The following is a 25,531-nucleotide window of genomic DNA, read 5'->3' as shown; positions in this document are numbered from 1 at the left end:
GACCGCGAGCCAACGCGGAGGGTTTGCGTCCCGTACCGTTTGACCTCAACGTCCTTCTCCTTCCAGGAGAGGGGAAGTTGAGGATGGGGTTCATAACTGCCATGAACATACTATTGGCCTACCGATCGCACCCGGAAGGGGCGCGCGATCCCTTCACCTCGCTTTTGCCGGTGGGGCTTCTCTACCTGAACGCGGTGCTTGCGAACCTCGGTCATCGGGTCACCCTGGCGAACCTCTCCGGCGTCCCCTGGAAGCGGGTCCGCACCCTCCTCAAGGAACTGCGCCCCCAGGTCCTCGGGATCTCCCAGTTCACCCACAACCGCGCCGATTCGCTGGAGCTGGCCCGGGTCGCCAAGGAGCTCGATGCCGGCTGTCGCGTGGTCCTGGGCGGCCCCCATGCCACCCACACCTGCAAGGAGACCCTCGCGGGGGCCCCGTTCGTCGATGCCATCGTGCTCGGCGAGGGGGAGGAGACCTTCGCGGAACTGCTGAAACCCCTGGTCTCAGGCGGCGACCTCTCCGGCATCGCCGGGATCGCCTACCGCTCCCGGGGCAAGATCGTGGCTACCGCCCACCGCCTCCCCATTCCCAAACTCGACCTCCTTCCGATGCCGGCACGGCACCTTGAGCGGAGCTTCAACGTCGATCCCCGGCGCCAGCTCGAATTCGTGATCACCTCGCGCGGCTGCCCGGCCTCCTGTCATTTCTGCTCGTCCCCGCTGTTCTGGGGGAGGAGCCTCCGTTTCCGGTCGCCCCGGGCCATCGTGGACGAGATCCGTTACCTGCGGGAGCGCTACGGCCTGGTCTACTTCTCGTTCCGGGACGATACCTTTACCGCCAACCGCGAGCGGGTGCTGGAGTTCTGCCGGCTCCTCGGTGAAGAGCGGGTCGGCATCTTCTGGAACTGCCAGTCCCGGGTCAACGCGGTCGACGAGGAGATGCTCATCGCCATGAAGCGCGCGGGGTGCGAATGCATCCAGTTCGGCGTCGAATCCGGCTCGCCGGAGCTGCTGAAGGCGCTCGGCAAGCGGATCACGGTCCCCCAGGTGGAAAAGGCCGCCGCCGCGGTGCGGCGGGTGGGGATCAATCTCTCGGTCTACCTGATCACCGGGATCGAGGGGGAAGGGGAGCCGCAGCTCAAGGAGACGCTTGCCCTGGTGGAAAAGATGCGGGCCCACGACGGCCAGGTTTCGCCGCTCGTCTACTATCCCGGGACCAGGCTGTTCGCCGATGCTGCCGGCCGGGGTGAGGTGGATGCGTCCCTTTTCGCCCGTGCCGATGGGGAAGGTTTCCTGGTCCGTCACGATCCCTTCGTGGAAAAGGCGCGCAAGTCCCTGTTGGCCGGGCTGCGCCGCGCCGGGGAACGGGGGCGCTACACCCGGGAGGATTTCCAGCGCCAGCGGGCCCTGGTCGGCTATGCCCCGGTGACCGAGATGCTCTGGGGCGAGACCCTGGAGGGCGAGGAGGCATACGAGGAGGCGCTCAAGGTGTACCGGGAGATGATGCGGCGGGAGCCGGACCACCCCTGGGGGCACCTGTTGTATGCGGGGCTCGCGGCGCGGCTTGGGATGGTGGGCCAGGCGAAGAAGGCATACCTGGAACTCGCGCGGCTGGTGCCGCAGCATCTGCCCGCCTGGCTCGCCCTGGGGGAGTTGGCCCTGATGAGCGGGGACCGCGCCGGGGCGCGCAGCTCCTACGAGAAGGCGCTGGAACTTGATCCCGCCGATGCGGCGGCGCAGGAAGGACTCGCGGCGCTCGGGCCGGGCAGTGGCCCGCCGCGGGGGCGGAGAACGTAGGGGAGAAAAGCAAAGAGGGGAGCCGCCGCTGGCTGCTCCCCTCTTTGTCGTTATACCGGAGTGCTGCTTATTTGTTCACTGCGAGGCCCGGAGCGAAGATGATCTTGTCGAAGGTACGCTTCAGGGTCTTGCTCTGGAAGTTGATCATCGGCGGGGAGTCCGGGAACTCGACGGTGTCGCCCTGCTTGACCTTGGTCTGCATGACGGCAACCCAGACTTTCTGCCCGTTTTCGTCAACCAGCACGTAGGTGTAACCGGCGGAATCCATGGTCTCGAGGACTTTGCCTTTGTGGCCGCTGCCCGGTTTGATTTCCTGGGCTTTCAGGCCAGCATGGGGATCCCCACCACCAGGTGCAGCTGCAGGCATCTGCCCTGCGGCGGGTGCCGCCTCCGGAGCTGCAGCCTTGGGTGCTTCTTCCTTCTTCTTGCAGCCGGCAGCTGCCACAGCAACAATTGCCAACATTACCAGTACTTTCTTCACAGTATTCCTCCAGTTAGGTGAATTCCGAACAACAGTCGGCAAAATAGCACAATCGTCGATAACAGCACAACAAAAAAAATTCCTAACTTTCCTCATTTGCCGATCACTACCTCGCCCGTGTCGGTGATCAGTCGGGCCGGGAGCTCGAACACCCGTTTGAAGATGTTGAAGACCCCCTTCGCCAGCGACTTTACCGGCACGGCGGTGACCTTGGGATCTTCCACCGGCCCCTTCGCCTCGAAATAGGTGGTCACCAGCGACTTGTCCTTCCCGGTGAGGATCCATCCCACGATCGGGATCTTGCTCACCACCTTGTCCACGGTCTGCAGCGGCTGCACCCCGATGGTCAGGTCGAGCTCGTTGCGCACCAGGTCGATCTTGCCGACGGTGGAGATGTTGATCGCTTCGGAGTCGACGAAGAGGTTGGTGGTCGAGGCGACGCCGTCGCGGATGGCAATGTCGCCGGTGATCTTCTTGTAGGGCATCCCGCCGGAGACCATGTCCGGGAGGTGAAACTTCAAAAGCTGCGACACGTTGAGGATGGAAAAGACCTTGGACAGGACCGAGAAGCGCCGCATCGTGCCGTGCTCGGCCCGGATCGAAATCGATCCCAGGGCGGTTTTGCGCAGCTCCGCCGAGCTTTCCCCTTTCGCGGTCAGTTCGCCGCTTACCGAGACCTTGCCGGTCAGCTCCTGCTTTTTCACCCCGAGCGCATGGAGCAGCTTCTCTGCCGAAGCTCGCTGCAGGGCAAAGGAGACCTGGTAGCGCGCCTGGCCGGCGGGGCCGGGATCGAGGCGGACCTTGCCGGTCAGCTCCCCGTCCAGCGTGCCCGCTTCCACCCCCTGCAGGTAGAGGATGCCGTCCTCCTGGAGCACGGTGCAGCGCAGCCGTTTGAACGGGATGTCGTGCCCCTTCCCCTCGACGGCCGCGACGCTCGCCTTGAGGACGATGGGCGCCCCCCCTTTGCCGGAAGAGATCCGGTTCAGCGCGCTCAGGTCTTCCAGTTCCAGGTGCGGTGCGTTGACCTGGAGGTCGAGACGCGGGTGGTCCAGGTCCTGGACCGATCCCTTCAGCGCGAGCAGGGAATGCCCGAGCTGGCACCCCAGGTAGGCGATCTGCAGGTTGTTGTCCCGGTAGGTCACGTTTCCGGAGACCCGTTCGGCCCGGACCGGCTGCTGGGGATTTCCCATCCCGAGGTCGGAGAGGTCGATCGACGGCGAGGTGAAGTTGAGTGCCAGCGCCGGTGCCTTGAATCCGGTGACGCTGCCCTTGCCGTGGAAGGTGGAGTTTCCGATCCGTCCGGAAAGCTGGGAGCTCTCCGCCGAATCGGGTCCGAACCGGAGGTTCCCGGTGAGGGCGGTCAAGGGCTTCATCTTCTCGCTCGGCTTGAGGGAAACCCCGGCCAGGGCCAGCTCGCCGTCCCACCCCAGGGTATCGAGGCCTTTCCCCCTGCCGTGCAGGGTCGCCTGAACCTTCCCGGCCGGGTGGTACTTGGCCAGTTGCGGGGCCAGCGGCGCGACTTCCCCGACGGCAAAGTTGTTGGTCCTGATCTCCAGAGCCAGGCCGCCGCCGTAGCGGTAGCGGGCCGAGGCGGCGAGGTCCAAGGGGGCCAGTCGGAAGTTCAGCGCGTTCAGGATGAACTCCTTCGCGGAGAAGCTCATCTGGAAGGTGGCGCTGTTGGCGCGGCCGGCGGGCTTGGCCAGCGCGCCGCGGAACTGGTAGGCGGCGGGGGTGAGGTCCCAATCCCCCTTGAGGTTGAAGAGCCGGGTGCTGCCGCTGCCGGTCAGTTTGAGCTGGGAGTTGTCGGTGATGGCGAGTCTCTCCCCCTTGCCGGCTCCCAAAAGCCAGGCGAGTTCCGGCTGGCGGGGATGGATGTTCATCACGAAGGGATAGAGGGTCGGCGTGTCGAGGGGGAAGTCGGCGAGGCTCCCGTTCAGGGTGAAGGGCGAACTGCCGAAACGGCCGCTCATCCCCTTCAGGTTGAAGTCCTTTCCGGCCAGCTCCAGCTCACCCTTGATCGCGTTGAAGGTGGGGATTCCGCCGCCGTAGGTGATGAGACCGTCCTGCACGTGGGCCAGGGCGGTAAGGACGTTGTAGTTCCGGCCCCGCTCCATGTGGAGGATCTGGCTCACCCTCCCGTCGAGGCGGGCGTCGTCAAGCTTGTAGATGCCGCCGCGCAGCTTCTGCTCGATGAAGTCGGCGGTGTCCTTGACGATGATGCCGTACGGGATGTACTGCCGGAACTCCTGGAGGTTGAAGCTGGTGGTGGAGGCCCGGGCAACGATCCGGATATCCCTGCTGTAGAGATCGACCAGCCGGCAGGTGCCGGCGACGCCGAGCCCGTCGACGTTCGCCTTGATGTTGGAGATGTTGAGCTGGCGCGGGGTGAGTTCCAGTTCGCACGACCCCTTGACCAGGCGCGGGGCGAGTACGGCGTGGAACACCTTCGGATAGTCGAGATAGAGCCGGGTGACCTGGAAGGACCCTTTGCTTTTGAAGTCGTTGAGCTTGCCCCGGAAAACGAAGTCGGTCGCGACGTCGCCGCCGAAGTAGCGGAAGGGGAGGTACTTCCCGTAGTAAGGAAGGAAGTGGGTGGCGTTCACCGCGCCGGTCTGGACCTTGCCGTTGAAGAAGCTTTCGGTGAACTTGACCCCCCGGGGCGCGATCTTGAACGTGGTGCCGATCGAGACGGGGGCCTGGCGCCCTCCGGCGTTGAGGGTGCCCTTGAGGTTGAGGTGGCACTCCTTGCCGCGCTGAAACTCGGTCATGGCGAGATCGGTGCCGGTAAGTCCGGTAATGACGGGAGTTTGCGCGACGGCCCGGTCGGTGAAATTCACCGTCGCCTGTTTCAGCTTGATCCCTTCGATCCGGGTCTCGCCCCCTTTTTGCTCCAGCAGGTCATTGACGTTCAGCACGCCGTGCTCGTCGCGGGAAAGGTTGAGAACCGGGTGGTCCAGCTCGACGTAGTTCAGGACGATCCTTTTCTGCAGCAGCGGCCAGAGGGCGACGCCGATGGTGAGGCGGTCGGCCCGGACAAATTCGCCGACGCCGTCCTTTTCCTTGATCCGGACCCCGGTGAAGGTGAACCCGGGGCCGGGGCGCAGCGAGAACTCGCCGCTTTCGTAGCGCAGCTCCCGGTTCAGGGAGGCACGCACCCCGGCGATGATCTGCTCCTTGTAGGTGTCGAGATCCAGGAGCTTGATGCCCAGGCTCACCCCGATGACCGCGAGCGAGACGGTGAGCATGATGACGGGCAATATCCAGGCGCGTAGCCGCTTGAAGGCCATAACTTATCTTCCGTATCCGAAAAACTACCCCATTGACGCAGGGGCAATCTCTGAACTCCCCCCCTTGCCAAAAGGGCAATCTTGAGTTCCCCCCCTTTGCCAAAGGGGCAATCTTGAGTTCCCCCCCTTTGCCAAAGGGGCAGTCCTTGAGTCCCCCCCTTTGGCAAAGGGGCAGTCCTTGAGTCCCCCCCTTTGGCAAAGGGGGGCTGGGGGGGATTTGATTTTAAGGTTTTTTTCTCGGGGTAAGGGAGGAAAACCTCAACGGCACCCCCCCATCAATCCCCCTTTTTCAAAGGGGGACTTCATACCCTTAGCTCTGCTCGGCGGGAAGCTCGATGATGAAGCGGCTCCCCTTGGGCATGTTCTCCTTGGCCCGGATGAACCCGTGGTGGTCGGCGATGATCGTGTTGACGATGGCGAGCCCCAGGCCGGTCCCGCTTTTCTTGCGCGAAAAGTACGGCTCGAAAAGCCGCGGCCGATCCTCGGGGGCGATGCCGTGCCCGTTGTCCGAGACGACGAAGGTCGCCATCTTGAGCTCCGCGTTGTAGGCGCTGGTAAGCACGATCTCGCCCTGCTCCTCGATGGCCGCGACGGCGTTGTCCAGAAGGTTGATCAGCACCCGTTTGATCTGGTCGCGGTCCAGCGGGATGAGCGGCAGGGTATCGTCGGTCTTCAGCGCGAAGTTGATGTCGCGGTGCGCCTCGACGTAGAGGGTGAGCGCTTCCTTGAGCAGGGCGTTCAGGTCGCACGGCTTGGGGTGCGCCGCCGGCATCCGCGCAAAGTTGGAGAACTCGTCCACCAGCGTCTTCAATTCGTCGACCGACTTGATGATCATTGCGGTGCAGTCGTCGAAGACCCGGTCGTCCTCGGCAAACCGGTCCAGGAACCGTTTGCGCAGGCGTTGCGCGGAGAGCCGGATCGGGGTGAGCGGGTTCTTGATCTCATGGGCGATGCGCCGCGCCACCTCGCGCCAGGCTGCCATCCGTTGCGCCTTGATCAGGTTGGTCAGGTCGTCGAGCACGACCACCATGCCGAGGAAGGCGTCCCGGTCGTCCTTCAAAACGGTCAGGTTGGTGAGCAGGGTGAGCTCCCCCTCCCGCATCGGGATGCTCACCTGCTTGGTGATGGAATCCTTCTTGGTGAGGACCATGTCGCGCAAAAGGCCCTTCACGATGTCGAGGTGGGCCGGCTGCAGCACCTCGCGGAAATTCCGGCCGGCGACCCGTTCGGTGTTGATCAGGAGGAGCTTCTCGGCGGACTTGTTCACCGTGGTCAGGACGCCGTCCTTGTCGACCGAGATGATCCCCGCGCTCACGTTGGCGAGCACCGTTTCCATGTAGAGGCGGCGCTGCTCGAGCTCCAGGTTGCTTTTCTTCAGCTCCTCGTTGGTCCGCTGCAGGGCGAGCTGGTTTTCCTTCAGGTCCTGGGTCATCCGGTTGAAGGAGGTGATCAGCATCCCGATCTCGTCGTGGCTGCTCTCCCCGAGATGGACCTCCAGGTTCCCCTCGGCGACCTGCCGGGTCGCTTCGGCGAGCTCCTGGATCGGGATGGTGAGGCTGCGGGCGAGGTAGACCCCGAACCAGACCGCGAGGAAGATGATGACCATGGTGATCAGGAACAGGGTGAGGATGTACCCGGTCCGGATCGGGTTCTTCATGATCTTGAGCTGCCGGAAGTCGTGGTAGGACGAGGAGATCTCCTTCATCTTGGAGACCAGAGAGTAGGGGACGTAGTAGTTGACGACGACGACCCCGACGACGTCCTTGTTGTTCCAGGTGGACCGGACCGGGACGATGCCCCGGATCAGGTCCGCCTTGCCCACGGAGTTGATCCGGGTCAGTTTCTCGCCGGCGAGCCCGACGTTGATGTCCTCCGAGGAGGGGTTGGTGAAATCCCCCTGGGGGACCTTCGGATTGCTGGCGCGGATCAACTCCTCGCGCTGCGCCGAGAACACCTCCACCACTCCGAGGTTGTATTCCTTCTGCTTGAGCCGGACCAGTTCCTTCAGGTCGGGAAGCTTCTGGTCGTTCAAAAGCTTCTGGTCCCGGATCAGGTCGGCGATCTGCTGCCCGTAGTACAAGGCGTTCGCGGCCGAACTCTTGTAATAGGTCTGGGCGACCTCCATCGACTCGTTGAGCGAATTCTCGACCTGTTTGTTGAACCAGTTCTGGATGCTGTTCGAGATGAAGCCGGCCGAGACGAAGAAAAGGAGCATGGTCGGGACCAGCGAGAGCGAAACGAAGGCGGCGACGAGCTTGGTGCGTAACTTGGCGCCGGGGGCGTTTTTCTTCCGTTCCAGGAGGAGTTTCGCGAGGTTGCGGAATACCAGGTAGACCAGCAGGATGATCAGGAGGATGATGATGTCGATGATCCCGAAGATGAGGATGTTGCTCCCCATGGGGACTTCGGAGCTCAAGCGGGAGAGGTGGATCTCGCCTGCCATCAAAAGCAGGATGAAGACCAGCGACAAGGCGACGATGAAGCCTTCGCGCTTTCTTTTCTTCAGCTCCGCGGGGGGGAGCTCGATGGTTTCTTTCTGCAGCATCCGGGCCCTTTTGCCGAATTTACCGAGGTTTTGGAAATCGACCCACTTTATACGAAAGGGGCGGGGAATACAAGGGCATCGGGGCTTCATACGGCGTTCCAGCGTCGGATGCTGTTGAGCCTTTCGGCATGGGACCTCTCCACGATCTTTCACCGAACCTCACGCACGGCAGCCAGGGCGAATCAGGTGTTGAATTCCCCTCTCCCGCCTCGTATTATCATCTGCATCCGGCAGCGCCCGGAACCAATGCCACATCTTCCGAAGAGGATCCCATGAAACGACTGCTCGCGAGCATCGCGCTCGTTTTGCTCCTCGCCACTTCCGCCCTGGCCGATGCGCTGGTCTGGAAGGCCCAGAAGGGAAACTCCGTCGTCTACCTGGGGGGGACCTTCCATATCCTGCGCGATTCCGACTTCCCCCTGCCGCCGGAGTACGAGAAGGCGTACCGGGCGGCCCAGGTGGTGGTGTTCGAGACCGACATCGGCCAACTGCAGGACCCGGCCGCCCAGCGGGCCATCATGGAAAAGGCCGTCTATCCCAATGGCGGCACCATCGACCAGCATCTGTCGCCGGCCGCCTATCGGGCCTTGAAGGAATACTGTGCGGCGAACGGTATTCCGCTGCAGGCGCTCAGCCGTTACAAGCCGTCCCTGGTGATGACCGCCCTGACCATGATGGAGCTGACGAAATTCGGGGTGACCCGGCACGGGGTGGACGATTACTACTACCGGCAGGCCAAGAAGGACAACAAGAAGGTGCTGGGGCTGGAAACGGTCGATCAGCAGATCGATTACCTGGTGACCATGGCCGACGGCGACGAGGACGACTTCGTCACCTATTCGCTCAAGGACCTCAAGACCGCGACCGCCTCGTTCGACGATCTGGAAAGGGCCTGGCGCAAGGGGGACGCGGCCAAGCTCGACGAGCTGATCAACCGGGACATGAAGACGGGACAACCGAAGCTGTACCAGAAACTCATCACCGACCGCAACAACAACTGGCTCCCCGAGATTGACGCCAAAAACCCGCAGGTCCGCTTCTACCTGGTCGGGGCGGGACACCTGGTCGGCCCGGACGGGATCATCGAGACCCTCAGGAAGAGGGGCTACCGCATCGAAAAGTACTGACCGCCTTCGGCGGTTCCGAAGCTGTCGTTTCGGCACCATCAACCGCATCTGAACGAGCAGGGGAGGATGGTATGGCCACGCGATTTCTGGGAATCCTCGTCGTAATGACGCTCCTTGCCGGGGGGACGGTTCCGGCTGCCTTCGCCCGCAACCCGGGCAACGGTAATTCCGGCACGGCTCCCCAGGCCGCGGCGAAAAACGGTGCTGCCGTCGCCGAGATGGCAGCCGGCAACACGGCCTTTGCCCTTGATCTCTACGCTGCACTGAAACCCCGCAAGGGAAACCTCTTCTTTTCTCCCTACAGCATCTCCTCCGTCATGGCGCTTCTCTACGGCGGTGCGCGCGGCAGCACCGCCCAGGAAATCGCCCGGACCCTGCACTTCGACCTCGGCCCGCAAAGGACCCACCCCGCCTTTGCCGAGCTCAACTCCCATCTCGATCAGCTCCAGCGCAAGGGGAACGTGCAACTGCGTACCGCGAACTCGCTCTGGCCCCGGCAGGGGTATGCTTTGCTCCCCGACTACCTTGCCCTCGCCAAGCGTGACTACCAGGCCGCCCTGTTCCCGGTGAAGTACGGCGGTCCGGACGCGCCGCACCGGATCAACAGCTGGGTCAGCCAGAAAACGGAAGGGAAGATCGACCGGATCGTCCCCCCGGACCTGGATGCCGCGACGGTCATGGTCGTGGTGAACGCCATCTACTTCAAAGGGAAGTGGGCTCGCCAGTTCGACCCGAAACATACCCGCCCGGCACCATTTGCCTTGCTGGACGGCGGGAAAAAGAGCGTGATGTTGATGAACCGGACCGGGCGCTACCGGTACCGGGAGTTTGCTGGCGGCAAGCTCCTGGAGTTGCCGTACCAGGGAAACGACCTTTCCATGATCGTGATCCTGCCCAACGATCCTGAGGAATTTGCCGCCGCCGAGAGCCAGCTGACCCGGAAGAACCTGGACCTGTGGCTGGGCAACATGATGGAGCAGCGGGTCGACGTCTACCTGCCGAAGTTCCAGATGGTATGGGGGACGCAGGATCTGCGCCGGCCGTTGGAGAGCCTGGGGCTGCGGCTTCTTTTTACCGGGGGAGCGGATCTTTCGGGCATGAACGGCCGGAGGGACCTCTACGTGAGCGAGCTGTACCACAAGGCTTTCGTCGAGGTGAACGAGGAGGGGACCGAGGCGGCCGCGGCAACCGCCGGAGCGTTACGGATGGCCGCCGTGGCGCCGTCGCGGACGGTGACCTTCCGGGCGGATCACCCCTTCCTCTTCCTGATCCGGGACCACCAGACCGGGAGCGTGCTCTTTATCGGGAGGGTGGTGGAGCCGTAACTCCGATACCTCCCTCTCCCGCCGGGAGAGGGCCGGGGTGAGGGCCGCGGCCCTGTGGGGATCACCGACCCTCTCCCGGCCTGCGGCCGCCCTCACCCGGAGGGCGAGGGCAGACCTGGGAAAAACAAAAAAGGCAGCCCGTTTCGGGACTGCCTTTTCCATTGTCTGCGTCGAGCGTCGCTGACGGCCGTATTGATGGTCGCTTACGCCTCCAGCCAGGCCAGTTCGGGGATGAACTGGGTGTTGGCCGCCGGACGGACGAGTTCGGTGATCTCGTAGCAGTCGGGGCGATTGAGAACCTCGCGCAGCAGCTTGTTGTTCATGTCGTGACCGCTCTTGAGCGCTTTCACGTGACCGATGAGCGGGAATCCGGCCAGGGAGAGGTCGCCGAGCGCATCCAGGATCTTGTGGCGCACGAACTCGTCGGAGAAGCGCAGGCCTTCCGGGTTGAGGATCCCTTCGTCGCTGATGCCGACCGCGTTCTCGAGGGAGGCGCCGCGGCCCAGCCCGTGGCTCTTGAGGAGCTCGAATTCCTTCTCGAACCCGAAGGTGCGGGCCGGCGCGATCTCGGCCCCGAAATGCTTCGGGTCGAACTGGAAGGTGTGGAACTGGTGCCCCACCACCGGGTGGTCGTACTGCAGGTCGAAGGAGATCTGGTAGCGGCGGGCCGGGTGGATGGAGATCTTCTTGTCCCCCTCGGTAAGGGTCACGGACTTTTTGATCACCAGAAAGCGACGCGCCTTGGAGAGTCCCTGGACCCCGACCTGGGCGAACTGTTCGGCGAAGATGCGGGCGCTGCCGTCCATGACCGGAACTTCGGGCCCGTCGATGTCGATGTGGGCGTTGTCGATCTCCGCGGCGAAAAGCGCCGCCATCAGGTGCTCGATGGTCGAGACGGTGCCGCCCGCGTTGCCGACCGTGGTGGAAAGCCGGGTGTCGACGACGTTGGTTGCTTTTGCCTCGATGGAAACCGCCGGAGAGAGGTCTACACGGTGAAAGACGATGCCGGTTCCAGCATCGGCGGGGCGCACGGTCATGGTGATGGTTTTGCCGGTGTGCAGCCCGATCCCACTGAAGGTCGTCTTGTTCCTGATCGTTTTTTGGAAAATCATGGTTCTCTCCGAATTAGTCAGTGTACCTACTATTCAGCAAGAACCGGGCCAATGAGAATTTGCCGCACCAGAGCGTGTATACCGGGAAAAGGGATGTGGATTTCTGTGTTTCTGAGGGGTTGAGTGTGGTGCAAAAGCAACGGAGGGTGTTGCGTTTTCGACACAGTCGCGGTCGGCGCGCTACAGTCTTCCCGAGCGGAGGATGGCGACGATCCACCATAGCCCGATGAGCGCCGCGATGAGATAGCCGAGGAAGGCGAAGGCGGGAACACCCATGATCGCCGGGCCGCGGGTGGTGTGCATGGCGATCGAGGAGCCGATGATGAGCGCCGCGATGATCATCGACAGGGAGAGCCGGTTCGCCGAGCGGTCCAGTTCCCGGGAGAAGCGGTCCAGGCCGCGGTGCTCCAGGTCGATGCGAAACTTGTTCCGGTTGATCTTGTTGAGGATCTCCCGGAAGTCGCGGGGCAGGTTCTTGGCCAACGAGAGGTAGGCGTCGATGGCGCCCCCCATTTCCCGGACCACGCGTCCCGGCGAATGCTTTTCATGGAAGGCCTGGGTCAGGAAGGGGCGGAGGTGCTCCACCATGTCGAACTCCGGGTCGAGCTGGCGCCCCATACCCTCGATGACCACGAGGACCTTCACCAGCATGGTCAGGTCCGGATCGATCTTGATCCGGTAGGTGGAGATGATGTCGATGAACTCCATGAGCATCCGGCCGACTTCGATCTCGCGGAGCGGGATTTCGTAGTAGCTGTCGATGAAGTCGGCGAGGGCCCGTTTGAGGCCGTTGACGTCGACGTTGTCGGTGTTGTCGCCGGCGGTGAGGATGGTGTGGACCAGCTCTTCCACGTCGCGGTTGATGACGGCGCCGAGGACGTCGGTGAGATAGGCCTTGAGGCTGCTGGTGAGCCTTCCCACCATGCCGAAATCGAGGAGACAGATGACGTTTTGGGGGAGGATCAGGACGTTGCCGGGATGGGGGTCGCCATGGAAGAAGCCGTGGTTGAGCACCATCTTCAAGAAGGCGTGGGCCCCGCGCCGCGCGATCTCGCGCCGGTTCAGGCCGGCGGCGTCGAGCGCGGCGTTGTCGTTCACCTTGATCCCCGCGACATACTCGATGGTGAGCACGCCGCGGGCGGTCGCCTCCCAGTAGACCTTCGGAAAGTACAGCGTCGCATCGCCCTGGAAGTTGTCCCGGATCTTCTCGATGGTATGCCCTTCGCGCGAGAGGTCCAGCTCCCTTCGGATGGTGTGGGCAAACTCCCGCACCACCCCGACCGGATCGTAGATGTCCGAACGGGGGATGTGGCGTTCCAGGAGCATCGCCATCCCGAGCATGATGTCGATGTCGGTCTCGACGAGCTTCTCCACGTCGGGGCGGCGCACCTTCACCACGACCTCTTCTCCCGAGTGGAGCCGCGCCCGGTGCACCTGCGCAATCGATGCCGCCGCGATCGCCTCCCGGTTCAGCTCGGCAAACCTGAGTTCCACCAGGACCCCGAGCTCGCGCTCGATCTGGGCGTGGATCTCCTCGTAGGGGATCGACGGGACCCGGTCCTGGAGCTGGGAGAGTTCCTTGATGTAGGAGGGGGGAATGATGTCGGCGCGGGTCGAGAGCAACTGCCCGAGCTTGATGAACGTCGGCCCCAGCTCCTCGAGGGCGAGCCTCACCCTTTCCTCGGTGGAGAGGTCGGCAATTCCGCCGCGGGCGAAGATGCCGCGCCGTTTGACGAACTGGGCCAGGTTCAGGTAGTCCAGCAGCTGGAACAGACCGTAGCTGGCCAATACGGCGATGATCTGACGGTACCGCTTGATGCTCCTGATGTTGCGGTTGAAGCGGAAAAGGCTCAGCATTCCGGTCCCGGCTCGTCATCCACCGGGCGCTGCCGCGCCTCAAGCCCGTCGACGCGCCGCTTCAGCAGGTCGAACTCCTCGCGGGTGATCACCCCGATCCGGTCCAGGACCCGTTTCACCTCGGTCTCGGCGAAATCGGTGCTCCGCTCCTTGCCGGCGCGGGCCATCTCCTGGATCCGTTCCATGAAGGCCCTGCCTTCCTCTTCGCTCATTTTGTAGCGGGCCTTCAGTTCCTCGACCATTTCCTCCGCCTTTTTCTGGGTCAGCGATGCGGCCCCCAGTGCGGTGAGCACGGCTTTTTCCAGTATCTCGATCATCACGGCCTCCTTGGGGAGCTGAACTCCCTTTCATTGGTGCCCGAACGGCTAATTAAATGTAGCCTTTTGGTCTTTAATGTCAACTCGCCACGTCCTTGACTTTATTGGGGTTCTCACAGATACTCCGAGATGTTTTCTTGCAAGGAGCCTTAATAATGAAAAAACAGACCCTTACCATAAAGAACGTCGGGCAGATCCTCCTGCAGCGTCAGGTGATCGACGAGGCCCAGTTCCGGGTGATCCTGGAGCAGGGGGAGCACCAGGCGGCCCGGCTGCAGCAAGCGCAGCAGGCCGGGTATTCGCGGCGGCTGCACCAGATCCCGGAGAAGGTCTCGCCGGCCGAGGTGATCGCCTCGTTGAACCTGGAGGCTGCCGGCAGCGGTCGCCTGCTTACCGAGGATGCCATCACCGAGGTGATCGCGTCCGTTTTGGGGATGCCGTACCTGAAGATCGACCCGATGAAGCTCAACCTCGACGTGGTCACCGCGCACATCCCGCGCCCGTTCGCCCTCAAGCACCTGATCGTGCCGATTTCGGTGACCAACGGCGTGGTAACCCTTGCCGTGGCCGACCCCTTCAACCAGGAGGTGGTGGACGAGCTCCGGCAGCTCAAGCGGCAGGAATTCAACCGCGTCCTCGCCTCGCGTAACGACATCCTGAAGATCCTGCGGGAGTTCTTCGGCTTCCGCGCCTCGGTGCAGGCGGCACAGGACGAAGTGAGGGAGAGCGTCGATCTCGGCAACCTGGAGCAGTTCGTCCGGCTGAAGCTGGGGCAGGAGATCGACGGGAGCGACCGACACATCGTTTCCGCCGTGGAATTCCTGCTGCAGTACGCCTTCGACCAGCGGGCGAGCGATATCCATATCGAGCCCAAGCGGGAGAAAACCCTGGTGCGCCTGCGGGTCGACGGGGTGCTGCACAACGTGCACGACGTGCCCAAGCCGCTGCACGCCCCGATCGTCTCCCGGATCAAGATGCTCTCGCGGATGGATCTCGCCGAGAAACGGCGTCCCCAGGACGGCCGGATCAAGACGAGCCACAAGAACAAGGAGATCGAGCTGCGCGTCTCGACCCTTCCGGTCGCCTTTGGCGAGAAGGTGGTGATCAGGATCTTCGACCCCGACGTCCTCATGCAGGAGCTCGACCAGATCGGGTTCTACCCGCGCGAGTACCAGCTCTACCAGTCCTTCATCCATCGCCCGAACGGGATCATCCTGGTCACCGGGCCGACCGGCAGCGGCAAGACGACGACCCTCTACTCCTCGCTGCGCACCCTCTCCTCGCCGGAGGTGAACATAGTAACGGTCGAGGATCCGATCGAGATGGTGATGGAGGAGTTCAACCAGGTCGGGGTGCAAAGCCAGATCGGAGTCACCTTCGACAAGGTGCTGCGCAACATCCTGCGCCAGGACCCGGACATCATCATGATCGGCGAGATCCGTGATCGGGAGACCGCGGAGAACGCGGTGCAGGCCGCCCTCACCGGGCACCTGGTCCTTTCCACGCTGCACACCAACGACGCCCCTTCTTCGGTCACCCGACTGCTCGACCTGGGGGTTCCTTCGTTTCTCATCTCCTCCACGGTGATCGGGATCATGGCGCAGCGGCTTTTGCGCAAGATCTGTCCCGCCTGTAAGAAGGAGCGGCACCTCTCGCACGAGGAGGCCGAATACCTGCAGCTCACCAAGAAAGAGCGGGTCTGGTTTGGAGAGGGGTGCGCCGAATGCCGGGGGACCGGGTACAAGGGGCGGACCGGGATCTTCGAAGTGCTCGACCTCAACGATTCCGTGAAGGAGATCGTGAGCGACCACCTGGTGCTGACCGACCTGCAGGCGGCGGCACGGCGGGACGGCCTGATCCCCCTGCGGGAGCTCGCCGTGCGCAAGATGCTGGAGGGGGTCACGACCTACGAAGAGGTCGTCGCGGTCACGGGATGACGGGGCAAAGAGCAAAGAGCATAGAGCATAGAGCAGTGAGCAGAAAGCAGAGAGCAGGAACCTCATTGCTCATGACAGTCACGAGAGGGATCAGTTAGAATGGCTGAAGGAGGCGCAACTACTATGACCAAAGAAAACCTGGAAACTGCGATCTTCGCCGGCGGGTGCTTCTGGTGCATGGAGCCGGTCTTCGACAAACTCGACGGCGTCGCCTCGGTGATGCCCGGTTACACCGGTGGTCACGTGAAGGACCCGACCTACGAGGAGGTCTGCGAGGGGGACACCGGACATGTCGAGGCGGTCCGGATCGAGTTCGATCCGTCGAAGGTAACGTATCGGCAGCTGATCGACATCTTCTGGCGCAACATCGATCCCACCGTCATCAACCGCCAGTTCTGCGACTACGGTACCCAGTACCAGACCGCCGTCTTCTATACCAATGAGGAGCAGAAGCGGGTCGCCGAGGAGTCCAGGAAGGAGCTGGAGGAAGGTCGCGTCGTGCCGAAACCGATCCGAACCGAGATCCGTCCCGCCTCGGAGTTTTACGTCGCCGAGGACTACCACCGCCAGTTCTATATCAAGAACCAGCTCCGCTACGAAAATTACCACCGCGCCTGCGGCAGAGACGGACAGCTCAAGGCACTTTGGAAGGGGAAGTAGTTAAAACCCCGAAGGTCGGACGGGCGCAGCATGCTGCGTCCCTACAGTGTGTGGTGCCGGTTTTCCCCATAAGGAAAGGCCCCGTCGATTATCTCGGCGGGGCCTTTTGCCTTGGTGCTCTTCGAAACGCGCTCCCACAGAGTTATCCCAACAAAGGAAGCTTTTCGTTGTCCTTTGTATGAGCGTCAATCTTCATACCAGACGAAGGTAATCTCCCTCTCCCTCCGGGAGAGGGGCGGGGTGAGGGAATTCGCCACGAAGAGCCTTCCCTCACCTGCCCTCCGGGCACCCTCCACCAGAGTGAGAGGGGGATATGAGGGTTTGATTCTAACCAGCTTGTCAATTGTCCATTGCCTTACATCTCATAGCGCGTCTGCGCCGACACGACCACGATCCCGGACTCGGTGACCCGAAAGCCGCGGCGGCGGTCCTCGTCGTGGTCGTAGCCGATCTCGGTGCCTTCCGGGATCACGATGTTCTTGTCCACGATGACCTTTTTGAGCTTGGCGTGCCGGCCCACGTTCACGTTTTCGAAGAGGATGCAGTCCTCAACCAGGCTGTAGCTGTTCACCTTGCAGCGCGGGCCAAGGATGGAACGCCGCACCGTGCCGCCGCTGGTGATGCAACCGGCACAAACGTAGGAGTCGATGTTCTGGCCCCGGCGGTCGTCTTCGTCAAAGACCGTCTTTGCCGGCGGCAGGTTCCCCTGGTTGGTGAGGATCGGCCACTTGTAATTGTAAAGATCCAACTGCGGGGAGACGTGGATCAGGTCCATGTTGGCCGCGTAGTAGGAGTCGATGGTCCCGACGTCTTTCCAGTAGCCGCGCTCTTCGGCCTTCATCCCGGGGATGATGTTGTCGTTGAAGTTGTAGGCGACGACCTTGTCCCCGCTTTCCAGCATCATCGGGATGACGTGCTTGCCGAAGTCCAGGTCCTCGTGTTTCTTTTTCCCGTTTTGCAGCACCTCGATGAGTTTCTTCGTGGAGAAGATGTAGTTCCCCATGGAGGCGAAGCAGGTGCTGCGCCCCGGAATCGGTTCCGGATTGGCCGGTTTTTCGGTGAAGCCGATGACCCGGCTGTCGTCGTCGACGGTGAAGACGCCGAAGCGTTTGGCTTCCTGCACGGGAACTTCGAGCGCGGCAATGGTGATGTCGGCCCGGTTCCTGCGGTGGACCTCAATCATCTGGCTGATGTCCATCTTATAAATGTGGTCGCCGCCGAAGATGGCCACGTAATCGGCATCGGTGGACTCCACGAACCTCAGGTACTGCAGGATCGCATCGGCCGTTCCCTTGAACCACTCCTCGCACTCGCTGTTCGTCTCCGGGGAGATCGCGACGAAGAACTCGCCGAGACCGGTCCATTTCCCCCACGACTCGCGGATGTGCTTGCTCAGCGAGTAGGCGCGGTACTGGGTCAGGATGTAGACCTTCTTGATACCGGAGTTGAAGAGGTTGCTCAGGACGAAGTCGATGATCTTGTACTTCCCGCCGAACATGACGCTCGGCTTGGCCCGGCGGATCGTGAGCGGGCTCAGCCGCTCTCCCTTTCCGCCCGCCAGGACCATTGCTATGGTGTTTTTCCCCAGGTTACTCATTGCATACATGGCAGCCTCCCTCGATCATCGTTTGCCAAAAAATCACACATAGCATGTGCTTAGTTACGGTTTCATCCCATCCTGCCGCTACCTCCCACCCCCATTGCGGGAGGGGAACCCTCTCTGCTGCCTCATTGCCCGACGAGCATGGAAATGGTTCGAATCTCCTGCTCCAGCCGCCCCTGGAGCACGTCCTCGGCGCGGGCCATATCGTAATGCGCCTGCAGGCTGAGCCAGAACTGCGGCTCGATCTCAAAGAAGCGGCCCAGGCGCAGTGCCGTGTCGGCGGTGATGGTGCGCCTGCCGCGCACGATCTCGTTCACCCGGCGCGGCGTCACGCCTATTTCCTTGGCCAGCCGATACTGGCTGATCCCCTTCGGTTCCAGAAACTTGGCTAACAATACCTTGCCCGGATGCACCGGTGCGTGTCCCTGCTCGTTCATCATGCCACCTCGCAGTTTTGGAATTTTTGCGGCTAGACGTCAGGTACTCACCTTCGACCGGGTAGGTTCTGCCCCGGCCCTGCAGTGCGACCAACAGCGCCCCAGGTCTTCCCTGGGCTTTTCCCCGGTCCGCTTCCACTGGGTTCGATCCGGTTCGCGCGGGCTCTAAATGCTATCGCGACAGGATATGACCGTCAAGCGAAGGAGGCGGTTTCTTTGCAGTTTTTACTTCCCGGACCGGATTGGGTGCTGAATCTGTAGCTGACTGCGGGGAATCCTGGATGCAACTGGTTGCTACGGGGAGTGTCGAATCACAAGGGATGAGGAGGTTCTAGCATAAACTTTCATGAAAATAAACTAAAAAGTTATCTTAAGGAGAAAAGGATTTGGCGGGAGGGAACTTTTCTTCAGATGGGTCCCCGGGGGCCTTCGAGCCCCTCAGGGCCCTGGGCCATTCCCGGCGGGAGCAGGTTTTGAGCCCGCCGGGAATGGTGCCGCGGGGGTGAGGTCTAGTAAGTGTAAGGTCTAGTGGGCCGAGGAGCATTGCTCCCCCTCGACGCTGACGCTCATCTTCTCCGCGACCTTGCGGAAATGGAAGCCGTAGATGGCATAGGTGATGGCCAGCGGGAAGAGGCGGGGGCGGCGAAGCAGCGACCAGGCAAAGAGCCGCCAGTACTGGAAGCGTTCCTTGCCCAGGATACCTAGAATGAACATCGACTTGACGAGAGCGCCCCAATAGCCGCGCTGGAAACGGTATCTCCCGAGCTGCAGGGGACGGTATTCCTTCAGAAGGCTCGTCACCCGCTGGTAGTAATTGCGCGGGGCGTACACCGTGCGCAGGATATTGAGATAGCCCGCGATGAGGGTGTCGGGGTCCATGCGCGGCACGAAGTTCAAGTCGATGGCGGTGTTGTTGCCGGAGGTGTCGCCGAGGAGCCGTCCTTCGCGGGAGAGCCGCTGGTACAGCTTGGTCCCCCTGAGCGCCGAGAGCGTTCCGACCATTGCGGTTGCGATCCCGCTTTGCTGGATGAAACCGATCTGCATGTCGAAGATGCCCGGTGGATCGCTGTCGAATCCCACGATGAAGCCGCCGTGCACCTGCAGCCCGGCTTGTTGGATCCGGTGCACCGATTCCAAAAGGTCCCGGTTGCCGTTTTGCACCTTCCCGGTCTCGGCGAGTCCGCCCGCGTGCGGGGTCTCGATCCCGATGAAGACCTCCTGGAATCCCGCGCGCACCATGAGTTTCATGAGCTCCGGGTCGTCGGCGAGGTTGATGGAGGCCTCGGTATAGAAGTAGAAGGGGTAGCCCCGTTCCGCCATCCAGTCGATGATCCGGGGCAGTATCACCCGTTTGAGTTTCGGTTTGTCGCCGATGAAGTTGTCGTCGACGAAGAAGATAGCCCCGCGCCATTTGCGCCGGTACAGCTCTTCCAGTTCGGCGATCACCTGCTCTACGCTCTTGCTGCGCGGTTTCTTCCCGAACAGCGCGGTGATGTCGCAGAACTCGCAATCGAAGGGGCAGCCGCGGCAGTACTGGATGTTGAGCGCCGCATAGTGGCGCACGTCGATCAGCCCCCAGAGCGGAATCGGTGTCTGGGTCAGGTCCGCCCAACCCTCCGCCTGGTACAGGTGCGCGGCGCATCCTTTACCCAGGTCCTCCAAGAACTTGGGCAAAATGACTTCCGCCTCGCCGAGGACCAGGTGGTCGACGTCGGCGAACTCTTCCGGTTCCGCCTTGAAAAGCGGGCCGCCGGCCACGGTCTTCACCCCCTGGCAACGGCAGCGTTCGATGACCTGCCGGGCCGAATCGCGCTGGATGGTCATGGCGCTGATGAAGACATAATCCGCCCAGGCGATCTCCTCGTCGCGCAAGGGGCGGACGTTGAGGTCGGCAAGCCGCAGCTCCCATTCGGCGGGGAGCATGGCGGCAACGGTGAGCAGGCCCAGCGGGGGGAAACTTGCTTTCCTGCCGATGAATTTGAGGGCGTGGCGGAAGGTCCAAAAGGTGTCGGGGTTCCTCGGGTAAACCAGGAGAATTTTCATAACCGTTCCCGCTTTCTTGTTAATTGAACCCGACCGACAACCGCAGGGAATAGCTTGCCGGTTCCCGCGGTCCCCCCCTCGAGGAGGCGCCCTGGCGAAGAGGACGGCCGGCCTTACCGGATTCTGGTCTTAGTGGGGGGTGCCGCAGGCCTTCAGCTTCCCGTTCTCGTAGAACGTGATCGACTGAAACTGGTCACAGCTTGTCCCGTCCACGGTGAGAGCATCCCTGAGCTGGCATTCCTCGAGCTTGCCGGAGCGGAAGAACTGGATCGCTCCGAGCTGGTTGCAGACGAGGTCGCCGTGGTAATAGAAGTCGCTCAGGACGCACCGCTTGAGGGAGCCGTTTTCATAGAAGGTGATCGGGGAGTATTGATTGCAGGGGACCGAACCGGCGTAGTAGTAGTCCCTGAGGATGCAGGACTGGAGCTGTCCCGTCGGGTAGGAAAAGATTTCGGATCCTTCGTTGCAGATGGACTGGTCGACCGCAGTGGCGGGGCGGGACCCGAGGGCCGCGAAAATGAACATCAAGGTGATCGCCTTTTTCATGATTATGTTTCCCTGTCGTCGTTAACAAACATTAGAAACAATGAACAAGAGTATACTGTCGGCTGCGGAGAATTCAACGACGGCACCAGTCCCTGCACCTTGACACCGGCCTTCCCTTCGACGGATACTGAAGGTGCATTTGAAAATGCTAATCAAGTAGCAGTGTCCGTTTTTGCCTGTGAAAAGGAGAACGCCATGATCACGCTATTGCGTACTTTTAAGATGCTGTGCCTGGGCGCGGCCCTTGCGGGGTTGGTCGGCTGCGCCTCTACCGAGACGCGCGAAACGACCGGCCAGTACGTCGATGACTCCGTCGTCACCGCCAAGGTGAAGGCCGCCCTTTATGACGATACCGGGTTGAAGGCGCAGGACATCAAGGTCAACACCTACCGGGGCATCGTCCAGCTCTCCGGCTTCGTCGATTCGCGCGACACCAGAAGCCGTGCCGAAGACGCGGCATCGCGCGTCGAAGGTGTGTCCGAGGTGAAGAACAACCTGATCGTCAAGTGATTCATCGATACTCGCAGGAAGGAGAGCCCTCTCCCCACCATCCGTCCGCGTGGGGACGGCGCCCACCCTGCCCGGTACCCAATATGGAAATTGAGGCCGCCAAACTCCGGTTTGACGGCCTTTTTATGTTGACAATGGTGCGGCGTCGCAAATAAAATCCCACATTTAATTACAAACCTGGAGGTTTCCAAAATGGGTAAGGCTTATAAAGTGGCAGTTTTGCCGGGTGACGGCATCGGCCCCGAGGTTATGGCAGAGGCGCTGAAGGTACTCGACGCGATCGAGAAACGTTACGACGTTACCTTCGAGCGAACTCACGCGAATGTTGGCGGGGCCGGCATCGACCTGGAAGGCCGCGCCCTCCCGGAAACTACCGTTAACATCTGCAAGAGCTCCGACGCGATCCTCTTCGGTTCGGTCGGCGGGCCGAAATGGGAAACCCTCCCGCCGGACGAGCAACCGGAGCGCGGCGCGCTGCTGCCGCTGCGCAAGATCTTCGGGCTCTACGCCAACCTCCGCCCGGCGATCATCTTCCCGTCGCTCACCAGCGCCTCCTCGCTCAAGGAAGAGGTGATCTCGGGCGGCTTCGACATCCTGGTCATCCGCGAGCTGACCGGCGGCATCTACTTCTCCCAGCCCAAAGGGATCGAAGGGGAAGGGCGGGACCGGATCGGCGTCGACACCATGCGCTACAGCGTCCCGGAGATCGAGCGGATCGCCCACGTCGCCTTCCAGGCGGCGCAGAAGCGCGGCCGCAAGGTCTGCTCCATCGACAAGGCGAACGTCCTTTCCACCTCGGTCTTGTGGCGCGAGATCGTGATCGGGGTCGCCAAGCAGTACCCGGACGTCGAGCTCTCCCACATGTACGTGGACAACGCGGCCATGCAACTGGTAAGATGGCCGAAACAATTTGACGTCATCCTCTGCGAGAACATGTTCGGCGACATCCTCTCCGACGAGGCCGCCATGCTGACCGGCTCGCTGGGGATGCTCCCCTCCGCTTCGCTGGCGGAAGGGACCTTCGGCATGTACGAGCCCTCCGGCGGCAGCGCCCCGGACATCGCGGGCCAGGGGATCGCGAACCCGATCGCCCAGATCCTTTCCGCGGGCATGATGCTTCGCTACTCCTTCGGGATGGTCGAGGCGGCCGACGCCATCGACAAGGCGGTTGCCAAGGTGCTCGACGGCGGCTACCGCACTCGCGACATCTACCAGAACAAGGAAGGCGAGAAACTGGTCAACACCCGCGAGATCGGCGACGCCATCATCGCGGCTCTCTAAGTCGTTTGCGATAACAACCACAGGCAGGGGCGCAGCATGCTGCGCCCTTCCCGCCCCGCCGGGGGCGGTGACTCCCAAGCGTTTAACCATACCAACACATATAAAGAGGTAGAGACTATGAAAGTCGGACTGGTCGGATGGCGCGGCATGGTAGGCTCGGTTCTTCTCCAGCGCATGCAGGAGGAGAATGATTTTGCGGGTATCGAACCGGTATTCTTCACCACTTCGCAGGCCGGCCAGCCGGCCCCGATGAACGCCGGGACCCTCAAGGACGCCTCCGATATCTCGGAACTGAAGAAACTCGACGTGATCATCACCTGTCAGGGTGGCGACTACACCAAGGCGGTCCGCCCGCAGCTGGCCCAGGCCGGCTGGAAAGGGTACTGGATCGATGCCGCGAGCACCCTCCGCATGGAGAACGACGCGGTAATCATCCTCGACCCGGTCAACCGCAACGTCATCGACGCGGCCCTCGACAAGGGGATCAAGGACTACATCGGCGGCAACTGCACCGTGAGCCTCATGCTGATGGGCCTGGGCGGGCTCTTCCGCTCCGGTCTGGTCGAGTGGGTCTCCTCCATGACCTACCAGGCGGCTTCCGGGGCGGGCGCTCCCAACATGCGCGAGCTCCTTTCCCAGATGGGCGTGCTGCAGAACTCGGTCGCCGACCTCTTGGCCCAGCCTTCTTCGGCGATCCTCGAGATCGACCGCAAGGTCACCGCGACCCTCAGAAGCGACGTGCTGCCGACCAAGGAGTTCGGCTTCCCGCTCGCCGGCAACGTTCTTCCCTGGATCGACCGCGAGGTCGAGGACGGGCAGAGCCGTGAGGAGTGGAAAGGGTACGCCGAAACCAACAAGATCCTCGGGACCAAGAGCCCGATCCCGGTCGACGGCATCTGCGTCCGCGTCGGTGCCATGCGCTGCCACAGCCAGGCCCTCACCATCAAGCTGGTGAAGGACGTCCCGATTGCCGACATCGAGCAGATCATCGCCAACGACAACCAGTGGGCCAAGCTGGTTCCGAACACCAAGGCCGCGAGCCTCGAAGGGCTCACCCCGGCCGCCGTTTCCGGTTCGCTCACCGTTCCGGTCGGGCGGGTGCGCAAGATGAAGATGGGGCCGGAGTACCTCTCCGCCTTCACCTGCGGCGATCAGCTTCTGTGGGGCGCCGCCGAGCCGCTGCGCCGCATGCTGCAGATCCTCAAGGAGCGCTAGGCCCGACCCACGTAACTTAGCGGCAGGCACGGAGCGCGTCCCGGCAAGGTCGGGGCGCGCTCCTTTTTGTGTTACCTGCCCCTCGAGGACTGGCTTCCGGTGCCTGTCCCCATTTTTGCCCTTTGCATTATCGGACGTCGGATCCGGCTGATCGGTCCGATCAAAGGAGAAACCAGTTATGAGCAAGAAATTTACCGTTGCCGTCGTCGGCGCCACCGGCGCGGTCGGCACCCAGATCCTCGAGTGCCTTGAGGGGCGGAACTTCCCGGTGCAGGAGATCAAGCTCCTGGCCACCGCCTCCAATGCGGGGGACATCCTGGAGTTCCACGGCCAACCGGTGACCGTGGAGGAGGTGAAGCAGGACTCCTTCGAAGGGGTCGATATCGCCCTTTTTGCCGCCGGTCCGGCGATCGCCTCGCAGCTTGCACCGGTTGCCGCCGGCGCCGGGACGGTCTGTATCGACTGTTCCAGCGCGTGGCGGATGGATGCCGACGTGCCGCTGATCATCCCCGAGGTGAACCCGGACGCTTTGGCTGGGTATCGCAAGAAGGGGATCGTCTCCAGCCCGACCGCGTCCGTGGTCCAGCTGGCGGTGGCGCTCAAGCCGCTGCACGATTTCGCCGGCATCAAGAGGATGGTGGTCTCGACCTACGAAGCGGTTTCTTCCACCGGCAACCGCGCCATCGACGAATTGCGGGTCCAGACCGGGGAGCTCCTGAATGGGCGCCCCGCCAAGGTTGACGTCTATCCGCACCGGATCGCCTTCAACTGCCTGCCGCAGGTCGACGCCTTCAACGACGACGGCTACACCCGCGAAGAGCAGAAGGTCATCGACGAGACCGCGAAAGTGATGGCGGCGACGATCAAGACCACCGCGACCTGCATCCGGGTGCCGGTATTCTACGCGCACTCCGCGTCGGTCAACATCGAGACCGGCAAGAAGCTGACCCCGGAAAAGGCGCGCGAGCTTTTGAAGGGGGCTGCGGGGGTGGTGCTGGTGGACGACCCGGCGGAAAGTGAGTACCCGATGTGTATGGATGCCGCCGGCCAGGACGAGGTGTTTGTCGGGCGCATCCGCGAGGACAAGTCCATCGCCAACGGCCTGAACCTCTGGGTGGTGTCGGACAACCTCCGCAAAGGCGCCGCCACCAACGCAGTGCAGATCGCCGAACTTCTGGTCGAGAAGTACCTGCAGTAGCAGTAGTTCGATCTCGTTCCCAAGGTCCGCCTTGGGAACGCACCAGATCTCAAAGCTCCTGCTTGGTAATGTTGGCGAAGCTGGAGCTTCGCACGATGGTTGGGTTCCCAAGCTGGAGCTTGGGAGCCAGGAAAGGTTTTACGGGAAAGGCAAATCCCCCCCAGCCCCCCTTTTCCAAAGGGGGGAGTTCAAGGCTTTAGTTCACAAGTGCCATCCGCGTTCATCTGCCTTCATCTGCGGACGGAATTGAAAGA

Annotated in this window: 19 protein-coding genes; 9 read left to right on the top strand and 10 right to left on the bottom strand. The window is 62.2% G+C overall.

Annotation, left to right across the window (positions count from 1 at the left end):
* Positions 1-101 precede the first annotated feature (101 nt).
* The gene (locus JFN93_RS14355; RefSeq protein ID WP_199384785.1) at positions 102-1,796 is read left to right on the top strand and encodes a B12-binding domain-containing radical SAM protein; all 1,695 of its coding nucleotides are present in this window, start codon (positions 102-104) and stop codon (positions 1,794-1,796) included.
* Positions 1,797-1,863: 67 nt separating this feature from the next.
* On the opposite strand, the gene JFN93_RS14350 is transcribed toward JFN93_RS14355, so the two are convergent.
* From JFN93_RS14350 to JFN93_RS14340, 3 genes are all read right to left on the bottom strand, one after another.
* The gene (locus JFN93_RS14350; protein ID WP_199384784.1) at positions 1,864-2,277 is read right to left on the bottom strand and encodes a hypothetical protein; all 414 of its coding nucleotides are present in this window, start codon (positions 2,275-2,277) and stop codon (positions 1,864-1,866) included.
* Positions 2,278-2,369: 92 nt separating this feature from the next.
* Entirely contained in the window at positions 2,370-5,564 is a 3,195-nt protein-coding gene (locus JFN93_RS14345; RefSeq protein WP_199384783.1) for a YhdP family protein, read from the bottom strand.
* Between the two features lie 310 nt (positions 5,565-5,874).
* On the bottom strand, positions 5,875-8,109 hold the full coding sequence (locus tag JFN93_RS14340) for a sensor histidine kinase (protein WP_199384782.1): 2,235 nt from the start codon (positions 8,107-8,109) through the stop codon (positions 5,875-5,877).
* 272 nt (positions 8,110-8,381) lie between these two features.
* Between JFN93_RS14340 and JFN93_RS14335 the strand changes: the two genes are divergently transcribed.
* Together JFN93_RS14335 and JFN93_RS14330 are read left to right on the top strand one after the other, a co-directional pair.
* Positions 8,382-9,236: a TraB/GumN family protein gene (locus JFN93_RS14335; protein WP_199384781.1), complete on the top strand. Its 855-nt coding sequence runs from the start codon at positions 8,382-8,384 to the stop codon at positions 9,234-9,236.
* A 71-nt stretch (positions 9,237-9,307) separates the two neighbouring features.
* Positions 9,308-10,561: a serpin family protein gene (locus tag JFN93_RS14330; protein ID WP_199384780.1), complete on the top strand. Its 1,254-nt coding sequence runs from the start codon at positions 9,308-9,310 to the stop codon at positions 10,559-10,561.
* Between the two features lie 203 nt (positions 10,562-10,764).
* Here JFN93_RS14330 and lpxC read toward each other — a convergent pair whose 3' ends face one another.
* From lpxC to JFN93_RS14315, 3 genes are all read right to left on the bottom strand, one after another.
* On the bottom strand, positions 10,765-11,673 hold the full coding sequence (gene lpxC, locus JFN93_RS14325; protein ID WP_199384779.1) for a UDP-3-O-acyl-N-acetylglucosamine deacetylase: 909 nt from the start codon (positions 11,671-11,673) through the stop codon (positions 10,765-10,767).
* Between the two features lie 180 nt (positions 11,674-11,853).
* Positions 11,854-13,530 carry an ABC1 kinase family protein gene (locus JFN93_RS14320; RefSeq protein ID WP_199384778.1) on the bottom strand — a complete coding sequence of 559 codons (1,677 nt, stop codon included), beginning with the start codon at positions 13,528-13,530 and terminating at the stop codon, positions 11,854-11,856.
* The gene (locus JFN93_RS14315) at positions 13,524-13,847 is read right to left on the bottom strand and encodes a phasin family protein (RefSeq protein ID WP_199384777.1); all 324 of its coding nucleotides are present in this window, start codon (positions 13,845-13,847) and stop codon (positions 13,524-13,526) included. Before JFN93_RS14315 ends, JFN93_RS14320 begins: the two co-directional genes overlap by 7 nt.
* Before the next feature lie 155 nt (positions 13,848-14,002).
* Between JFN93_RS14315 and JFN93_RS14310 the strand changes: the two genes are divergently transcribed.
* Positions 14,003-15,784, top strand: coding sequence for a GspE/PulE family protein (locus JFN93_RS14310; protein ID WP_215907762.1), 1,782 nt, complete (start codon positions 14,003-14,005; stop codon positions 15,782-15,784).
* Positions 15,785-15,907: 123 nt separating this feature from the next.
* Complete coding sequence (msrA, locus tag JFN93_RS14305; RefSeq protein WP_199384776.1) at positions 15,908-16,444, top strand: peptide-methionine (S)-S-oxide reductase MsrA; 537 nt, start codon at positions 15,908-15,910, stop codon at positions 16,442-16,444.
* 355 nt (positions 16,445-16,799) lie between these two features.
* Here msrA and glgC read toward each other — a convergent pair whose 3' ends face one another.
* The 4 genes from glgC to JFN93_RS14285 all read right to left on the bottom strand — a co-directional run bounded on the left by glgC (position 16,800) and on the right by JFN93_RS14285 (position 21,073).
* Positions 16,800-18,050, bottom strand: a complete 1,251-nt coding sequence (gene glgC / locus JFN93_RS14300; protein WP_199384775.1) for a glucose-1-phosphate adenylyltransferase — start codon at positions 18,048-18,050, stop codon at positions 16,800-16,802.
* A gap of 122 nt (positions 18,051-18,172) precedes the next feature.
* Positions 18,173-18,487 carry a HigA family addiction module antitoxin gene (locus JFN93_RS14295; protein WP_328754018.1) on the bottom strand — a complete coding sequence of 105 codons (315 nt, stop codon included), beginning with the start codon at positions 18,485-18,487 and terminating at the stop codon, positions 18,173-18,175.
* A gap of 522 nt (positions 18,488-19,009) precedes the next feature.
* Complete coding sequence (locus tag JFN93_RS14290; protein WP_199384774.1) at positions 19,010-20,527, bottom strand: B12-binding domain-containing radical SAM protein; 1,518 nt, start codon at positions 20,525-20,527, stop codon at positions 19,010-19,012.
* Positions 20,528-20,656: 129 nt separating this feature from the next.
* Entirely contained in the window at positions 20,657-21,073 is a 417-nt protein-coding gene (locus tag JFN93_RS14285; protein ID WP_199384773.1) for a hypothetical protein, read from the bottom strand.
* Positions 21,074-21,268: 195 nt separating this feature from the next.
* Between JFN93_RS14285 and JFN93_RS14280 the strand changes: the two genes are divergently transcribed.
* The 4 genes from JFN93_RS14280 (at position 21,269) to JFN93_RS14265 (ending at position 25,277) form a co-directional block, all read left to right on the top strand.
* Positions 21,269-21,583 carry a BON domain-containing protein gene (locus JFN93_RS14280; RefSeq protein WP_199384772.1) on the top strand — a complete coding sequence of 105 codons (315 nt, stop codon included), beginning with the start codon at positions 21,269-21,271 and terminating at the stop codon, positions 21,581-21,583.
* A 192-nt stretch (positions 21,584-21,775) separates the two neighbouring features.
* Positions 21,776-22,864 carry a 3-isopropylmalate dehydrogenase gene (gene leuB / locus JFN93_RS14275; RefSeq protein WP_199384771.1) on the top strand — a complete coding sequence of 363 codons (1,089 nt, stop codon included), beginning with the start codon at positions 21,776-21,778 and terminating at the stop codon, positions 22,862-22,864.
* A gap of 117 nt (positions 22,865-22,981) precedes the next feature.
* On the top strand, positions 22,982-24,079 hold the full coding sequence (gene asd, locus JFN93_RS14270) for an aspartate-semialdehyde dehydrogenase (RefSeq protein ID WP_199384770.1): 1,098 nt from the start codon (positions 22,982-22,984) through the stop codon (positions 24,077-24,079).
* Between the two features lie 178 nt (positions 24,080-24,257).
* Positions 24,258-25,277: an aspartate-semialdehyde dehydrogenase gene (locus JFN93_RS14265; RefSeq protein ID WP_199384769.1), complete on the top strand. Its 1,020-nt coding sequence runs from the start codon at positions 24,258-24,260 to the stop codon at positions 25,275-25,277.
* The last annotated feature ends 254 nt before the right edge of the window (positions 25,278-25,531 follow it).

Origin of the sequence: Geomesophilobacter sediminis, assembly GCF_016458275.1 — a bacterium.
Lineage (GTDB): Bacteria > Desulfobacterota > Desulfuromonadia > Geobacterales > Geobacteraceae > Geomesophilobacter > Geomesophilobacter sediminis.
The sequence above is the reverse complement of the archived record's forward strand: the minus strand, read 5'-3'. Positions and strand labels throughout refer to the sequence as shown.

Coding starts and splice junctions, on each gene's coding strand:
- JFN93_RS14355 (WP_199384785.1), top strand. CDS start 102: ATGAACATACTATTGGCCTACCGATCGCACCCGGAAGGGGCGCGCGAT.
- JFN93_RS14345 (WP_199384783.1), bottom strand. CDS start 5,564: ATGGCCTTCAAGCGGCTACGCGCCTGGATATTGCCCGTCATCATGCTC.
- JFN93_RS14340 (WP_199384782.1), bottom strand. CDS start 8,109: ATGCTGCAGAAAGAAACCATCGAGCTCCCCCCCGCGGAGCTGAAGAAA.
- JFN93_RS14335 (WP_199384781.1), top strand. CDS start 8,382: ATGAAACGACTGCTCGCGAGCATCGCGCTCGTTTTGCTCCTCGCCACT.
- JFN93_RS14330 (WP_199384780.1), top strand. CDS start 9,308: ATGGCCACGCGATTTCTGGGAATCCTCGTCGTAATGACGCTCCTTGCC.
- lpxC (WP_199384779.1), bottom strand. CDS start 11,673: ATGATTTTCCAAAAAACGATCAGGAACAAGACGACCTTCAGTGGGATC.
- JFN93_RS14320 (WP_199384778.1), bottom strand. CDS start 13,530: ATGCTGAGCCTTTTCCGCTTCAACCGCAACATCAGGAGCATCAAGCGG.
- JFN93_RS14315 (WP_199384777.1), bottom strand. CDS start 13,847: ATGATCGAGATACTGGAAAAAGCCGTGCTCACCGCACTGGGGGCCGCA.
- JFN93_RS14310 (WP_215907762.1), top strand. CDS start 14,003: ATGAAAAAACAGACCCTTACCATAAAGAACGTCGGGCAGATCCTCCTG.
- msrA (WP_199384776.1), top strand. CDS start 15,908: ATGACCAAAGAAAACCTGGAAACTGCGATCTTCGCCGGCGGGTGCTTC.
- glgC (WP_199384775.1), bottom strand. CDS start 18,050: ATGTATGCAATGAGTAACCTGGGGAAAAACACCATAGCAATGGTCCTG.
- JFN93_RS14295 (WP_328754018.1), bottom strand. CDS start 18,487: ATGATGAACGAGCAGGGACACGCACCGGTGCATCCGGGCAAGGTATTG.
- JFN93_RS14290 (WP_199384774.1), bottom strand. CDS start 20,527: ATGAAAATTCTCCTGGTTTACCCGAGGAACCCCGACACCTTTTGGACC.
- JFN93_RS14285 (WP_199384773.1), bottom strand. CDS start 21,073: ATGAAAAAGGCGATCACCTTGATGTTCATTTTCGCGGCCCTCGGGTCC.
- JFN93_RS14280 (WP_199384772.1), top strand. CDS start 21,269: ATGATCACGCTATTGCGTACTTTTAAGATGCTGTGCCTGGGCGCGGCC.
- leuB (WP_199384771.1), top strand. CDS start 21,776: ATGGGTAAGGCTTATAAAGTGGCAGTTTTGCCGGGTGACGGCATCGGC.
- asd (WP_199384770.1), top strand. CDS start 22,982: ATGAAAGTCGGACTGGTCGGATGGCGCGGCATGGTAGGCTCGGTTCTT.
- JFN93_RS14265 (WP_199384769.1), top strand. CDS start 24,258: ATGAGCAAGAAATTTACCGTTGCCGTCGTCGGCGCCACCGGCGCGGTC.